Origin of the sequence: Curtobacterium sp. ISL-83 (assembly GCF_018613895.1) — a bacterium.
In the GTDB taxonomy this organism is placed as follows: domain Bacteria; phylum Actinomycetota; class Actinomycetes; order Actinomycetales; family Microbacteriaceae; genus Curtobacterium.
On record NZ_JAGGPH010000003.1, the window covers coordinates 65,002 to 79,470 of the forward strand.

Annotated in this window: 13 protein-coding genes; 9 read left to right on the forward strand and 4 right to left on the reverse strand. The window is 71.6% G+C overall.

Going from position 1 to position 14,469, the window contains the following annotated elements:
* Positions 1-54: 54 nt before the first annotated feature.
* Positions 55-927: a formate/nitrite transporter family protein gene (locus tag J7E22_RS01775; RefSeq protein WP_214978301.1), complete on the forward strand. Its 873-nt coding sequence runs from the start codon at positions 55-57 to the stop codon at positions 925-927.
* A 94-nt stretch (positions 928-1,021) separates the two neighbouring features.
* Here the strand turns inward: J7E22_RS01775 and J7E22_RS01780 are convergent, their stop codons facing one another.
* Complete coding sequence (locus J7E22_RS01780) at positions 1,022-1,336, reverse strand: hypothetical protein (protein WP_308159106.1); 315 nt, start codon at positions 1,334-1,336, stop codon at positions 1,022-1,024.
* Between the two features lie 188 nt (positions 1,337-1,524).
* Here J7E22_RS01780 and J7E22_RS01785 point away from each other — a divergent pair, with 188 nt between their 5' ends.
* Complete coding sequence (locus J7E22_RS01785; protein ID WP_214978302.1) at positions 1,525-2,364, forward strand: glycoside hydrolase family 16 protein; 840 nt, start codon at positions 1,525-1,527, stop codon at positions 2,362-2,364.
* Between the two features lie 7 nt (positions 2,365-2,371).
* Here J7E22_RS01785 and J7E22_RS01790 read toward each other — a convergent pair whose 3' ends face one another.
* Complete coding sequence (locus J7E22_RS01790; RefSeq protein WP_214978303.1) at positions 2,372-2,806, reverse strand: VOC family protein; 435 nt, start codon at positions 2,804-2,806, stop codon at positions 2,372-2,374.
* A 117-nt stretch (positions 2,807-2,923) separates the two neighbouring features.
* Here J7E22_RS01790 and J7E22_RS01795 point away from each other — a divergent pair, with 117 nt between their 5' ends.
* On the forward strand, positions 2,924-3,187 hold the full coding sequence (locus J7E22_RS01795) for a hypothetical protein (RefSeq protein ID WP_214978304.1): 264 nt from the start codon (positions 2,924-2,926) through the stop codon (positions 3,185-3,187).
* A 30-nt stretch (positions 3,188-3,217) separates the two neighbouring features.
* On the opposite strand, the gene J7E22_RS01800 is transcribed toward J7E22_RS01795, so the two are convergent.
* The gene (locus J7E22_RS01800) at positions 3,218-3,631 is read right to left on the reverse strand and encodes a VOC family protein (RefSeq protein ID WP_214978305.1); all 414 of its coding nucleotides are present in this window, start codon (positions 3,629-3,631) and stop codon (positions 3,218-3,220) included.
* Between the two features lie 357 nt (positions 3,632-3,988).
* Here J7E22_RS01800 and J7E22_RS01805 point away from each other — a divergent pair, with 357 nt between their 5' ends.
* Positions 3,989-5,779 carry a DEAD/DEAH box helicase gene (locus tag J7E22_RS01805; protein WP_214978306.1) on the forward strand — a complete coding sequence of 597 codons (1,791 nt, stop codon included), beginning with the start codon at positions 3,989-3,991 and terminating at the stop codon, positions 5,777-5,779.
* A 221-nt stretch (positions 5,780-6,000) separates the two neighbouring features.
* Complete coding sequence (locus J7E22_RS01810) at positions 6,001-7,314, forward strand: fibronectin type III domain-containing protein (RefSeq protein WP_214978308.1); 1,314 nt, start codon at positions 6,001-6,003, stop codon at positions 7,312-7,314.
* A gap of 155 nt (positions 7,315-7,469) precedes the next feature.
* Here J7E22_RS01810 and J7E22_RS01815 read toward each other — a convergent pair whose 3' ends face one another.
* Complete coding sequence (locus tag J7E22_RS01815) at positions 7,470-8,399, reverse strand: NAD-dependent epimerase/dehydratase family protein (RefSeq protein ID WP_214978310.1); 930 nt, start codon at positions 8,397-8,399, stop codon at positions 7,470-7,472.
* 121 nt (positions 8,400-8,520) lie between these two features.
* On the opposite strand from J7E22_RS01815, the gene J7E22_RS01820 reads away from it, so the two are divergent.
* The 4 genes from J7E22_RS01820 (at position 8,521) to opgC (ending at position 14,403) form a co-directional block, all read left to right on the forward strand.
* On the forward strand, positions 8,521-9,324 hold the full coding sequence (locus J7E22_RS01820) for a TetR/AcrR family transcriptional regulator (protein WP_214978312.1): 804 nt from the start codon (positions 8,521-8,523) through the stop codon (positions 9,322-9,324).
* 146 nt (positions 9,325-9,470) lie between these two features.
* The gene (locus tag J7E22_RS01825) at positions 9,471-11,492 is read left to right on the forward strand and encodes a glycosyltransferase (protein ID WP_251008589.1); all 2,022 of its coding nucleotides are present in this window, start codon (positions 9,471-9,473) and stop codon (positions 11,490-11,492) included.
* Positions 11,489-11,902 carry an ATP-binding protein gene (locus J7E22_RS01830; protein WP_214978314.1) on the forward strand — a complete coding sequence of 138 codons (414 nt, stop codon included), beginning with the start codon at positions 11,489-11,491 and terminating at the stop codon, positions 11,900-11,902. Before J7E22_RS01825 ends, J7E22_RS01830 begins: the two co-directional genes overlap by 4 nt.
* Positions 11,899-14,403 (forward strand): OpgC domain-containing protein, encoded by a 2,505-nt coding sequence (opgC, locus tag J7E22_RS01835; RefSeq protein ID WP_214978316.1) that lies wholly within the window; start codon positions 11,899-11,901, stop codon positions 14,401-14,403. The genes J7E22_RS01830 and opgC overlap by 4 nt, the downstream gene beginning before the upstream one ends.
* The last annotated feature ends 66 nt before the right edge of the window (positions 14,404-14,469 follow it).

Consider the following 14,469-nt stretch of genomic DNA (forward strand, 5'->3'; position numbering starts at 1 on the left):
GCGCTGCTCGTCCGCGCCGCCTACCGTTCCGGCCATGACCGACGAACGACGCCCATGACCGACGAACGACGCCGCGAACTCGGCACGTCCGACGCCCCCGTCGAGGACGAGCTGATCGAGTCCTTCGACGCCACCGTCGAGGAGGGCGCCGAACGACTCCAGCGGACCCTCCGGGCCGTCGTCATCACCGGCTTCTTCGGCGGGCTCGAGGTCGGTCTCGGCGTGATGGCGTACCTCGCCGTGCTGACGGAGACCGGGAACCACCTGCTCGCCGGGTTCGCGTTCGGCATCGGGTTCATCGCCCTGCACCTGGCCCACAGCGAGCTCTTCACCGAGAACTTCCTGATGCCCGTCGCCGCGGTCGTCGCACGCGAGGGCACCGTGCTGCAGCTGGTCAAGCTCTGGGGCGGCACCCTCGTCGCGAACCTGGTGGGCGGCTGGTTCTTCATGTGGCTGGTCGTGCAGGCCTTCCCGCAGTGGCACCCCACGTTGTCCGAGGCGGCACACCACTACGTGGACGCGCCGTTCGGCCTGCAGAGCATCGTGCTCGCGGTGCTCGGCGGCAGCACCATCACCCTGATGACGCGGATGCAGCAGGGCACGGACTCCGACCCGGCGAAACTCGTCGCGGCCGTGGCGGGTGGGTTCCTGCTCGCGGGGCTGCAGTTGTTCCACTCGATCCTGGACTCGTTGCTGATCTTCGGCGCGATCCAGTCCGGCGCGAACCTGACCTACGGGCAGTGGCTCGGCTGGTTCGGGTACACCCTGCTGTTCAACCTGCTCGGCGGGCTCGTCCTCGTGACGGCGCTGCGCCTCCTCCGCACGAAGGAGCTCATGCAGAGTCGCCGCCGGGAGGCCCGTGACCGGCCCGAGCGCGCCGCGAACGAACAGACCGGGGCCGGCCCCGACACCGACGCCGGCCGCTGACGCACCCGACCGCGCGTCCGCCAGGTGTGACGGTCCCCGGGCAACCCCGCGCAACCCGGCGGAACCCGGCGGAACCCGGCGCGCGCCAGCGCCGTCAGCGCGCCAGGACCGTGAGACGTCCCGCCCCCACCGGCAGGACACCCGCCCGGTACTCGAGCACGACGCCGTCGTGGTCGCCCGGGGCCACCCGGACGCTCGCGGCACCGAAGCGCCACACCCGGTTGTACAGGTAGACCCCGATCTCGGTCCCGCCGTCCACGGGAACCGCCCACGTCCCGGTGCCCCACTGCGCCGGGTGTCCGACGCCGTCGATGGTGACGGTCGGCCGCGCGAACCAGGTCGCCCAGGGTCGTCGGAGGCGCAGCTCGACGCGGCGCTTGGTCGTCCCGGACGGCAGCGATGGATCCACGACTGACGAACCTAGCGCGCCCCGACGGCGGGGCCCCGCACAGCAGAACGCGTTTTCCGGACGGTTCCTCCTAACGGCACCCGACCCGCGTGCCGATACCCCCACGCACACGGCATCCCCGCCGCCACGCCCGCACGATCCGTGACCGGTCCGTCCGGCACGGGCTCGCACCCAGGAGGCTCACCGCAATGAGGACCCCGATCGTCGTCGCCGTCACCGCCGCCCTCGTCACCGCCGGCGCCGTCACCGCGGTGACACCCGCCCCGTCGTCCGCCGCCACCGTGCCACCGTCGTCCCGCGCGACCGCCACCGTCACGAACCCGACGACGCTGCCGGTCGGGAACACCACGACGAACGGCCGGGTGTGGAAGCAGTCGTACCGACAGGACTTCACCACCGCTGCTCCGCTCGGTTCCGTCGGCACGAAGTACCCCGGGATGGGCACCTACAGCGGGTTCGGCGACACCAGCGGCAAGGGGCGGTACGCGCCGGACAAGGTCCTCAGCGTGCGTGGTGGGGTCCTCGACTTCGCGGTGCACTCCGAGCACGGGCAGCCCCTGGTCGCCGCGGTGATGCCGGACGGGTACGCGCCGCACACGACGGGCCGGGTGACGATCCGCTACAAGACGACGAAGACGGACGGCTACAAGTTCGTGGGCATGCTCTGGCCGTCGAGCGACGACTGGAACGAGGGCGAGGTCGACTGGCCCGAGTCGGACCTCGGTGACCGTCCACGTCCCGCCTCGGCGGTCCCCGGCACGGAGACCCCGCTCGGGATGCGCTTCGAGCCCGGCACGCAGATGTTCGCCCCGACCGACACCACCGGCTGGCACGACGCGACGACCGAGTGGGACAAGGGCGTCGTCCGCTTCTACTGGGACGGCAAGCTGGTCGCGTCCACGACCAAGGCGGTGCCGAAGACCGCCTTCCGCGTCACCCTGCAGGCCGAGACGACGATCGGCAGCGAGCCGGTGCCGACGAACGCGGTCGGGCACGTCGACATCGACTGGATCTCGATCTGGAACTGACCGGTCGTCAGTCCAGGCAGAACTCGTTGCCCTCGACGTCCTGCATGACGATGCACGACTCGTTGATGCCGTCGGCGGTCATGCGACGGAACTGCGTGCCGCCGAGCGCGACGAGCCGGTCGCGCTCGGCGTCGAGTGCGGCGAGCCGCTCCGCCCCGGCGAGCCCGGTGCCCACCCGGACGTCCAGGTGCACGCGGTTCTTCACGACCTTGCCCTCGGGGACCCGCTGGAAGTAGAGCCGCGGGCCGACGCCGTTCGGGTCGACGCACGCGAACGCCGCCCCCTGCTGCTCGGGCGGGAGCGCCTGGTCGAACGCGTGCCACGAGTCGAACCCGGGCGGGGGCGGCGGGACCACGTAGCCGAGGACCTCGCACCAGAACCGCGCGACCCGTTCCGGGTCAGCGCAGTCGAACGTCACCTGCACCTGCCGCACCGTTGCCATGGACCTCACGATAGGCCGGTGGCCGGACGGGAGGCACGGATCACCGGACCCGCCCCGGTTCCGTGATCCGCGCCTCCCGTCTGAACGCCGCGACGGCGGCGCACGTAGGCTCGCCGCATGGCTGACTTCACCGATTCCCAGGCCGCCGTGATCCGCATCGAGCGGGCCGAGGAGGGGCGCTGGGACCTGACCCTCATCAGTGACGCCGGCGTGCGGATGGGGCACGGCGTGTACCTGTTCGACGCGTCGCAGGACGACGACGAGGACGAGCTCGAGGCGGCCGCCGAGTTCGTGCGTGACCAGGGCCTGTCGTTCGAGCGCGACGCCGTCGTCGCGGACGGCCCGGACGCGTTCTGGGCACCGCTCGTCCCGGTCGCCTGAGCGGTCGGTCCGCGCCGCCGGGTTCCCGGGTCAGGCGAGCGCCGACGCCTCGAACCCGATCAGCCACGTGACACCGACGGCGTCCTGGACGATGCCGTCCCAGTCGCCCCACGGCCGCTCCTGGAGCGGGTCGACGACCGTGCCGCCCTCGGCCAGTGCGTCGAACCACCCGCGGAGGACCTCGGGTTCCGCGGCGCCGAGCAGGGAGAACAGCAGGCCGGACGCTGCGAACGGTGCCTCACCGTCAGCGGCGTCGGCGGCGAAGAGCTGCAGGTCGCCCGCGAGCTGGCCGTGCGCGACGGCGTCGGCGGGGCCGTCCGTGCGGGAGAAGTCGGCGTAGGTGGCGATCCGGAGGTCGCCGCCGAACACCCGCTGCCAGTGCTCGAGTGCCTGCCGCGCAGTGCCGGCGAACTGGAAGTAGGGCGAGGGCCCGTGCACGTTCATGCCCGGACGATACCGCTGGCTGCGGCCCGGCGGGGCGGCCCCGGCGGCTCGTGCGGGTTTGCTCGGCCCGTGCGAGGTCGTTCCCGCGCACGGAGCCGTCACCCTCGCACCAGCCGGAGCACCTCACGGTGGGGCGCCGCGTTGCGCGCCGTTGCGCAACGCCGCACGCGCCGGAGGCCGGCTGCGTTCCCGGGGCGGGACGTGCCTCCCGGCCGGTGTCCGGACGCCGACGCGGCCGTCGTACGGCCCCGTCGACCCGTCGCGGGCGCCGTGCGCAGCACGTCGGGACACCCGCCGACACCGCGGGTTCCGCCGTCGGCGTCACAGGAGACGGCGTATTCGAGATACCGTTTGACCATGAGCACGGACACCGTTACCACCACCGAAGCAGCCGACGACGGGCCCGTGGTGACCTTCGCCGACCTCGGCCTGAGCGACGCTGTGCTCAAGGCCGTCAAGGACATCGGCTACGAGACCCCTTCGGCCATCCAGGAAGCCACCATCCCCACGCTGCTCGCCGGCCGCGACGTCGTCGGCCTGGCGCAGACCGGAACCGGCAAGACCGCGGCCTTCGCGCTGCCGATCCTGTCCCGCATGGAAGCCGGCAGCAAGGTGCCACAGGCCCTCGTGCTGTCCCCGACGCGCGAGCTCGCGCTGCAGGTCTGCGAGGCCTTCGAGCAGTTCGCCTCGCACATCCGTGGCGTGCACGTGCTGCCCGTCTACGGCGGTCAGGCGTACGGCGTGCAGCTGTCCGCCCTGCGCCGCGGCGTCGACGTCGTCGTCGGCACGCCCGGCCGCATCATGGACCACATCGCGAAGGGCACGCTCGACCTGTCCCAGCTGAAGTACCTCGTGCTCGACGAGGCCGACGAGATGCTCAAGATGGGCTTCGCCGAGGACGTCGAGACGATCCTCGCCGAGACGCCGAAGGAGAAGCAGGTCGCGCTGTTCTCGGCGACCATGCCGTCGCAGATCCGCCGCATCTCGCAGCAGTACCTGAACGACCCGGCCGAGATCACCGTCAAGACCAAGACGACCACGTCGGCCAACACCACGCAGCGCTACCTGATGGTGTCGTACCCGCAGAAGGTCGACGCACTCACCCGCATCCTCGAGGTCGAGGACTTCGAGGGCATGATCGTCTTCGTCCGCACGAAGAGCGAGACCGAGAACCTCGCCGAGAAGCTCCGCGCCCGCGGGTACGCCGCCGCCGCCATCAGCGGTGACGTCGCCCAGGTGCAGCGCGAGCGGACCGTCAACCAGCTCAAGTCCGGCAAGCTCGACATCCTGGTCGCCACGGACGTCGCCGCCCGCGGCCTGGACGTCGACCGCATCACGCACGTCGTGAACTTCGACATCCCCGTCGACATCGAGTCCTACGTGCACCGCATCGGCCGCACCGGGCGTGCCGGCCGCAAGGGCGACGCGATCAGCTTCGTCACCCCGCGCGAGCGCCGCCTGCTCGCCGCGATCGAGAAGACCACGCGCCAGCCGCTCACCCAGATGACGCTGCCGACGATCGACGACGTCAACGAGACGCGCCTGACCCGCTTCGACGACGCCATCACCGCGGCGCTCGAGCAGCAGGACCGCATCAGCGCGTTCCGCGACATCATCGCGCACTACGTCGAGCACCACGACGTCCCGGCCGACGACGTCGCCGCCGCGCTCGCCGTCGTGTCGCAGGGCGAGGACCCGCTGCTGCTCGACCCGAAGTCGGACGAGCTCCGGAACCAGGTCGACCGCGACAGCCGCCGCGCCGAGCGCCCGCAGCGCGACGACGACCGCGGCGCCCGGTCGGACCGCGGCCCGCGTCGTTCGGTGCCGATGACCGCCTACCGGATCGAGGTCGGCCGCCGTCACCGCGTCGAACCGCGTCAGATCGTCGGCGCGCTCGCGAACGAGGGCGGACTGCGCCGCGACGACTTCGGCTCGATCCAGATCCGCCCGGACTTCTCCGTGGTGGAACTGCCCGTCGACATGGACCCGGGCGTGCTCGACCGTCTGGCCCAGACCCGGATCAGCGGCAAGCTCATCGAGATCAAGGCCGACCGCCGCAGCGGAGGTGCGCGTCGTCCCGAGGGCGACCGAGACCGCGCTCCCCGGTACGACCGCGACGAGCGCTCCGAGCGCAAGCCGCGGTACTGAGGCGCTGATCCAGCCCGGACGGGCTGATCGCAGACGGGAGGGGCGGTGCCGGCTGGCACCGCCCCTCCCGTCTGCTGCGTGCGGGCCGGTGAGCCGCTCCGTTGCGGGGTCACGCACACCCGCCGCACGATCCCCGGTCCATGTTCCGACGGTCAGTCGCGCGGTGATTCGATGCTCAGAGCCGCGGTGCAACCCCCGCGGACGAGGACAGGGGATCGAACGTGTTCAGAGCAGTACTGACCGCCGCAGCCGCGGTGGCGCTCGTCATCGGGGGAGTCGCGCCCGCCTCGGCCGCCACAGCCGCCTCGGTGCCCGGAGCACCGACCGCGGTCGCCGTCGCCGCATCGGCCGACGGCGCGACCGTGACCTGGAACGCGCCCCGGACCGGCGCGAAGGTCACCGGCTGGCGCGTCGCCGTCACGCCCGCCGAGCGTCAGCCGGACCACGGCGTCGACCGGCTGCCGGCATCGGCCCGGTCGGACCGGTTCGGTGCCCTCGGCGCCACCACCACCTACCGCTTCACCGTCCGGGCCGTCGGTGCCCGTGGCACGGGCCCCGCCGTGACGGTGCAGTACCACGCGCCGGCCCCCGTGCAGACGGTGGAGTCCCTGTACGGCCTCGACGCGGCGGACAACGTCGTGCGGTTCCCGACCAGCGGCTCCGAGGCACCGACGACCGTCGCGCCGGACGGGCAGGGCTTCACGGCGGACGACGTCGGCGACGTGTTCGTGCCCTCGGCGGACGGGACGTCGATCCTGGAGTACCCGGCCGACGGCAGTGCCCCGAGGACGCTCGCGGCCGGCCTGCACCTCACGGCGGACCTCCGCTCGGACGTCGCCGGCAACCTGTACTGGGTCGACGCGGTGTCACACGCCATCACGAAGCTCCCGGTGACCGGAGCCGCGCCCGTGCGGGTGCTCCCCTCGGCCGGTGCACAGTGGGTCGTCGGGCGGGACGGCACCGTCTCGACGGCCAAGCAGGGCTCCACGTCGACCACGGTCGTGCAGGTCAGCCCGCTCGGGAAGACCACCACCCGTGCGATCCCGGAGACCGGGTACCGGTCGCTCGCAGCAGTCCTGCCGGACGGCGCCGGGAACCTGTACTTCGACTACTTCTCCACGGGTGCGTCCGGCTACAGCGGCTGGATGGCACTGCCGGCGGGCGCGACCGACGTCGTCTCCGCCGAACCGCGCACCGCGTTCGAGTACGGCGCCACGAACGGCGACGGACTGCTGATCGGGCAGTCCGCCGGCTGGTGTGCCGCCCCGGCCGACGCGCGTCCCGGCGGCTGCACGGCGGACAAGACCGTCACGCACCTGGTCTCGCGCCTGGCCGACGGCACGACCACGGAGCAGACCACCAGTGGTGTGACGTCCGAGGGACGCGGCGTGCACCTCGGTGCCGCGGACGAGGCAGGGGACCTGTTCTTCACCGTGGGCAGCGGGCCGACGCCCGGCCTCTGGCGCCTGTCGGCCACGGGGGGCGCCGCACGCCAGCTCGCGACGACGCAGTACCAGCGGTTGCTCGTCATCTGAGCTGACCACCCGACGGACGGGAGGCGCGGTGCCAGCTGGCACTTGGGCCCACGCCGGCCGGTTCCGGGCAGACGCGCCAGCGGCTGTCCGGCCGTGCCCGGTGGGGAGCCTCCCGTCCGTCCCGGCGCACGTGCGCAGGCCGGCCGGCCGATCCCTCAGGCCGCCAGGCCGGTCACCGTGCGCTCGCAGACCTCGTTCCAGAGGGTGGGCTCGAGCCCGAAGTGCGCCCGGGCGGCCGAGTCGTCGAGCACGTAGGGCGCGTTCCACTGGTACGAGAGCTCCGACAGTTCGCGCATGAACGGCACGACCAGGCCCATCGCCCGGATCATCCCCGCCGGCAGTCGTCGGATCGTCACCGGCGGCTTCCCGGCCACCCGCAGCATGTCCGTGAGCGCCTCGGCCTGCGACCGCGGGGCGTTGGACGGCACGTTCCACGTCCGACCGTGCGCGGTCTCGTCGAGCGCGGCCGCGACGAGGGTCCGGGCGACGTCGCCCACGTCGGTGAAGCTGTGGGGCTGGTCCGTGCGGCCGATCATGGTGACCGCTCCACCCCGCAGCGCCGTCGGGAGGACCCGGGTCACGTGGCCGTTCGCGCCGATGCCCGGTCCGACGTAGTCCGCCGGTCGGACCTCGACCGCACGGAGTCGTCCGGCGGTGTGGGCGGCCAGTGCGTCGGCCCACATCCGCGCGCGGAGGACGCCCTTGTGGTCGGTGGCGGCGTCCGGAAGGCCCTCGTGCATCGGGCCGTCGACGGGACCGTACGGGTACAGGTTCCCGGTGATCGCGTAGACGGCGCCGCTCCGTTCCGCGGCCGTGAGCAGCGCGGCGGCGAGCGGCGGCCAGACCCGGTCCCACTGCGTGTAGTCGCCCGGGTTGGCGCAGTTGTACAGCGCCGCGGCCCCGTCGGCGACCCGGGTGAGGGCCGTCGCGTCGGTCGCGTCGAGGGCCAGGTGCGTCACCCCGTCCAGCCCGGTGTGTCGGCCGGAGCGGGTGACGACGACGACCTCGGCACCGCGGTCGACGAGCCGGGTGGCGACGGCACGGCCCACCGGGCCAGCACCGACGACGACGTGACGATCGGACATGGTTCCTCCAGAGCTGTTTGCGAGAGCACCGCTCTCGCTCTCAGTGTGGACGCGATCGGAGCCAATTGCAAGAGCAGTGCTCTCGATTGTGTGCACTGCTCTCCCGTGCCACGCTGGTCTCATGGCGGAGAAGGCACCCACGGCGCGGGAACGCGCGCGCGCCAGCGTGCACGCGAGCATCCTGGCGGCGGCGCGTGAGCGACTGACCGTCGAGGGGCCGGCGCAGCTGAGCCTGCGCGCCGTCGCCCGTGACGTGGGGATGGTGTCGTCCGCCGTGTACCGGTACTTCCCCAGCCGAGACGACCTGTTGACGGCGCTCCTCGTGCTCGACTACGACGAGCTCGGGAGCGCCGTCGAGACGGCCGAGGCACGCCACGACCGCCGCGCGGTGGGAGCACGGTGGGTCGCCGCCTGCCGTGCGATCCGTGCGTGGGCGCTCGGGCACCCCGGTGACTTCGCGCTGCTCTACGGCTCCCCGGTCCCCGGGTACGTCGCGCCGCAGGAGACGATCGTGCCCGCGGTCCGGACGACGCGTGTGCTCGTCCGGGTGGTCGTGGACGCCTGGGCAGCCCGAGCGGATGGGCACGGGCACGGGCGCGGGCACGATCCCGACGGCGGGCGGGGCGCCCGGTCGGCACCCGCCACCGCCCCCGGAGCGGTCGCCACCGCCGTGGCCGACGCTGCACGCTGGGCGCGGAACGAGGGGTTCGGCGACGACCTGCCGGACGAAGTCGTGCTCCGGACGGTCATGGCGTGGACGACGGTGTTCGGGGTGCTGTCGTTCGAGCTCTTCGGGCACGCCGTGGGCTCGGTGTCCGACGGCGACGCCTACTTCGACGAGGTCGTGGCACGGCTCGCCGACGACCTCGGCTTCGCGGCGGACTTCGGAGCACCCGCGCTCCGCTCGGGGGCCGTCGGCTCCTGAGGTCGCCGAGCGCTGTCCTCCCCACGATGTCCGTACTCGGCGTTCGTCCCCAGATCGGGGCGCGGCGCTGACACGGAGGCCCCCGCTGCGGTAGACAATCCTGTACGTGCCCACCCACCAGGGCGCGACCATCAGGAAGGGTGTCGATGACCGCGCTCGACGTCACCCGACAGGACCGCCGTCGGCTCACCACCGGCACGTCCCGTCGGCGCCTCGTCACCGTGCGCGTCGCGGCACTCCTCGCGTCGCTCGCGGGCCTGGACTACATCGTCTGGCGCTGGACCGCCTCGGTGAACTGGCACTCGTGGTGGATCGCCGTCCCGCTCATCCTGGCCGAGACGTACAGCGTCATCGACTCGCTGCTCTTCGCGCTCGGGGCCTGGCGACTGCGGGAACGCGGCGAGCCCCCCACGAAGCCGGGTTCCGATGTCACGGTGGACGTCTTCATCACGACCTACAACGAGCCCGTCGAGATGGTCGAGCGGACCGCGCGTGCCGCCAAGGCGATCACGCACCCGCACACGACGTGGATCCTCGACGACGGGAACCGCCCCGAGATGCGCGCAGCGGCCGACGCGCTCGGGGTCGGCGTCATCACCCGGGGTGCGGACTGGGTGGACCGCCCGCGGCACGCGAAGGCGGGCAACCTCAACAACGCCCTGCTCGCGACCCAGGGCGAGTTCCTGCTCATCCTCGACGCCGACCAGGTCCCGGAACCGGAGATCCTCGACCGCACGCTCGGCTACTTCAAGGACCCGCGGATGGCCCTCGTGCAGACGCCGCAGTGGTTCGAGAACGTCTCCGCAGCGGACCTCCTCGGCAGCCAGGCGCCCCTGTTCTACGGGCCGATCCAGCAGTCGAAGGACGGCTGGAACGCCGCGTTCTTCTGCGGGTCGAACGCTATCCTCCGGCGGGAAGCCCTGATGCAGCTCGGTGTGACACGTTACGTACGCGAAGTCGAGGCGTCCGTGCAGCGCACGATCAAGACGTCCCGGACGCTGCTCGGCCGAGCGCGCGAGACCGAGACGGACCCGCGGGTGCTCGCCGCCCTCGACGAAGCAGCAGCGGTCGTCGACCACGCGCGCGACCAGGTCGCGGCCGGCGAACCGCTCGGTGACGTCACCTTCCACTTCCAGCGCGGCATCGATGCGATCTCCTACCGCTTCGCCGCGGACGACCTGGCGTCGGTGCGACAGGACCTGCAGGAGCTCGCCGCGATGTCCACCGAGCCCGACACGTTCGCCGGTCTCGACGACGCCGCGCTCGACGTCCTGGGGCGGCGCGACGCCTCGCCGGTGGCAGCGATCGAGGCCATCGCCGTGCTCGCCAGGGCCCTCGACGTCAACCGTGACGACGAAGCGCAGCCGATCATGCCGCTGGCGACCATCTCCGTGACCGAGGACATGGCCACCGCGATGCGCCTGCACGGCCTCGGGTGGAAGTCGGCGTACCACGACGAGATCCTGGCGGTCGGGCTCGCCCCGGAGGACCTGCCGACCATGCTCGTGCAACGGCTCCGGTGGGCACAGGGCACCATGCAGGTGTTCTTCCGCGAGAACCCGCTCCTGCAGAAGGGCCTGTCCTGGGGGCAGCGCCTGATGTACTTCTCGACCATGTGGAGCTACCTGTCCGGCTTCGCGGCGATCGTCTACATCGCGGCACCGGTCCTCTGCCTGTCGTTCGGGGTCATCCCGGTCCAGGCGTACAGCGTCGACTTCTTCGCCCGCCTCATCCCGTTCCTCATCCTCAACCAGCTGCTGTTCTGGGTGGTCGCGGCCGGCCGCCCCACCTGGCGGGGGCAGCAGTACTCGCTCGCGCTCTTCCCGGTCTGGATCGAAGCCGTCACCAGTGCGTTCGAGAACGTCTTCCGGGGCAAGCCCCTGGGGTTCCGGGTCACGCCCAAGGTGCGCGACAGGACCGAGCAGAAGCCCCGCTGGGACCTCGTGAAACCGCAGCTGTACGCGATGGGTGCGCTCGCCGCCGCCCTGGTCATGATCGGCATCCGGTACCTGTCCGGGCAGGCGTCGGGCATCGCGCCCCTCGTGAACACCGCCTGGGTCGTCTTCGACCTGTTCATCTTCAGCATCGTGATCCGGGCCGTCCGCTACCGGGGACCCGTGGACGTCCAGTCCGAGCACGTATCGAGCACCGCAGGAGGACCACTGTGACCGCCGCACGCACGTCGTTCGAGATCGCCGCGACCGTCGGGTCTCTGGACGAGGTCCAGGACCGCTTCGCCGCGTGGTGGGACGGACTCGGCATCGACGACGTGCGGCTCCGCTTCGGCCTCGAAACCGCGTTGGCCGAGGTCGCGGCGAACATCGTCGAGCACACCCTCCGGACCGACCGCGAAGCCGGACGGCGCTACACGGTCGAGCTCGACGCGACCGAACACGAACTCATCGCCGTGCTCAGCGACAACGGTCGGCCTGTCGACGTCGACCTCAGCGCGGTGACGATGGCGGACGTGCACGAAGAGAGCGGACGCGGTCTCGCGCTGGCGATCGCCGCGCTCGACCGGCTGGAGCACCGGCACGAGGGCGGACGGAACATCTGGACGCTTGCGTGCGCCCGTTGAGGCGCCGCACGGTCCGAGCGGTCGCACTCCTCGTCGCCATCGCGAGCCTGGTCCTGGGTGGCGTGCTGCCGGCTTCCGCTGCGGCCGCCGGGTCTCCTTCCGACCGGCCCAGCGCGGGGACGACGTGGTTCGGTCCGGACCTCGACTGGGGTGCGGACGCTCCCGACGGGTACGCCGGACGGCTGGGGGCGGTCCCGTCGATCTACGGCGTCGAGATCGGCTACCCGGTCGACCGCACTGCGGAGCGGCAGCTGCTCCGGTCCGCCCGTGCCGCTGCGACCCAGGGCGCGGTGCTCACGGTCAGCCTGGAGCCGAGCGTGTCCCTCGGCAGTCTCACCGCTGCCGACGCCCGTCGCGCGAACCACCTGTTCGAGCAGCTGCACGCGCAGTACGACACCACCGTCCTCGTCCGCTTCGCGCCGCAGATGAACGGCACGTGGGTGCGGTGGGGGCAGCAGCCGACGCAGTTCCTCCGGGCCTTCCGCGGGTTGGCGTCGACCGTGCACGCCGGCACCTCGAAGGCCGCCATGGTGTGGGCGCCCTCCTACGGCGCCGGGTACCCGTTCGGTGACTCGGCCGGGCGGCTGCGCGACCTGTCCGCCGCCGACGTGGCCAGGCTCGACACGAACGGTGACGGGCAGCTCACCGCGGCGGACGACCCGTACGCGCCGTACTGGCCAGGGGCGTCGAGCGTCGACTGGGTGGGTCTGTCGATGTTCTCGTTCGGCAAGGGCAAGGCCACGCAGGCAGCCGGCAGCGAGGTGTCCCTCTCCCGCAACGAGGTCCCGGCCGCCGGCGAGGTCCAATCGCGCTTCGACGAGACCTGGGGGTACCAGCGACGGCAGCCCGAGGGCACGTTCTACGACCGGTTCGCCGCCGGCGAGGACCTGCCGATGCTCCTGGACACCGGTGCGCTGTACGACCCCTCGTTGCGCGGTGCCGACCAGCTGCAGGTCGAGCAGGGCTGGTGGCGGCAGGTCATCGCGGCCGTGCGGGACAAGCCGCTCGTCCAGGGCATCACGATCATCGAGGCGCATCGGCGTGAACCCGAGGCCGGCAACCGCATCGTCGACTGGCGGCTCACCGGGGTGCCGGCGATCGCGCACGCCTTCCGCGCCGACCTGCGGCAGGCGGACCGGTTCGTGTTCGGTCCGGTGACCGAGCGGGTGACCGCGAAGGACGGCGCGGCGGCGACGAACCAGCAGTACGACACCGGCGGCGACCAGATGGCGTGGATCGTCTGGTGCGCGGCCGGCCTGGCCGCGGTGTTCCTGCTCAGCGGGCTGGTCGGCCGGCTCATCCCGAGCTGGCGCTACCCCGACGACGGGAAGCCGGGGCGCGACCTGCGTCTCGACCTGTTCCGCGGGTTCATCATCCTGGCCGTGGTGATCACGCACATCGAGATCGGTGGCCCGTACTCGTACCTCACGCTGCACGCCGTCGGTGCGATCACGGGCGCGGAGATGTTCGTGTTCCTGTCCGGGATGGTCCTCGGCATGACGTACCCGTTCGCGATCAAGAAGTTCGGCGAGTGGGCCGCTGCGGTCGGTGCGTGGAAGCGCGCCCGGAAGCAGTACCTCGTCACCCTCGGGGTGATCGCGGTGGTCTTCGCGATGAGCTTCATCCCGTTCCTGCACACCGACGCGATCACGACCTTCACCGACCGGGGGACGGGCACCGGCGGTGTCAGCGCCGAGGGTCGGGTCTACGACCTGTACCCGAACGCCGTTCAACTGCTCGCGTACCCGCCGCCCTGGTACGCGATCCGGCAGTTCCTGCTGCTCGAGATGGGCCCGTGGCCGTTCAACATCATGGGGTTGTTCGTGGTGCTGAGCCTGTTGATCCCCGCGTTCATGTGGGTGATCCGGCGGGGGTTCTGGTGGGCGCTGCTCATCGTGAGCTGGGCGCTGTACGTGTTCCAGGCGCTCAACCCGGCGTTCCGTCCGCTCAACTCGCAGTTCGAGGCCGTCTTCCCGCTCCTCACCTGGCAGGTGGTCTTCACGCACGGACTCGTCCTCGGGTACTACCGGCGGCAGATCGTGGGTGCGCTGACCGGACGGCTCGGCAAGGTGCTCATCGGGGTCGGGATCGGCGGGTACGCCCTGTTCCTGGTGTACGTGTGGGCCGGCCACCACTTCGGGTTCACCCCGGCGCCGTTCCCGTCCGGCCTGTACGAGACGCTCTACAACAACGCCTACCAGCGGGTCGACCTGCAGTGGGGGCGTCTGGTCGACATCGCGTTCTTCGCGATCGTGTCGTACGCGATCCTCACGGTGTTCTGGAAGCCGATCGCCGGGGTCATCGGCTGGCTGTGGATCCCGATCGGGCAGGCGAGTCTCTACGTCTTCGTCTGGCAGGTCTTCTTCGCGCTCGCGATCGCGTCGATCCCGGGGTTGGACTGGAACGACTTCTGGATCGGCTTCGCCACCCACTCGCTGCTGATCCTGCTCGCGTGGTACATGGTGCGGAAGCGCTTCCTGTTCTCGATCATCCCGCGCTGACGCTGACGCTGCTGGCGCAGACGGACTGGAGGCGCGGTGCCAGCTGGCACCGCGCCTCCAGTCCGT

Excerpts from the sequence above, each read along its gene's own strand:
- J7E22_RS01795 (WP_214978304.1), top strand. The coding sequence starts at position 2,924 with ATGGCTGACTTCACCGATTCCCAGGCCGCCGTGATCCGCATCGAGCGG.
- J7E22_RS01815 (WP_214978310.1), bottom strand. The coding sequence starts at position 8,399 with ATGTCCGATCGTCACGTCGTCGTCGGTGCTGGCCCGGTGGGCCGTGCC.
- J7E22_RS01825 (WP_251008589.1), top strand. The coding sequence starts at position 9,471 with ATGACCGCGCTCGACGTCACCCGACAGGACCGCCGTCGGCTCACCACC.
- J7E22_RS01805 (WP_214978306.1), top strand. The coding sequence starts at position 3,989 with ATGAGCACGGACACCGTTACCACCACCGAAGCAGCCGACGACGGGCCC.
- J7E22_RS01800 (WP_214978305.1), bottom strand. The coding sequence starts at position 3,631 with ATGAACGTGCACGGGCCCTCGCCCTACTTCCAGTTCGCCGGCACTGCG.
- J7E22_RS01790 (WP_214978303.1), bottom strand. The coding sequence starts at position 2,806 with ATGGCAACGGTGCGGCAGGTGCAGGTGACGTTCGACTGCGCTGACCCG.
- J7E22_RS01775 (WP_214978301.1), top strand. The coding sequence starts at position 55 with ATGACCGACGAACGACGCCGCGAACTCGGCACGTCCGACGCCCCCGTC.
- J7E22_RS01785 (WP_214978302.1), top strand. The coding sequence starts at position 1,525 with ATGAGGACCCCGATCGTCGTCGCCGTCACCGCCGCCCTCGTCACCGCC.
- J7E22_RS01820 (WP_214978312.1), top strand. The coding sequence starts at position 8,521 with ATGGCGGAGAAGGCACCCACGGCGCGGGAACGCGCGCGCGCCAGCGTG.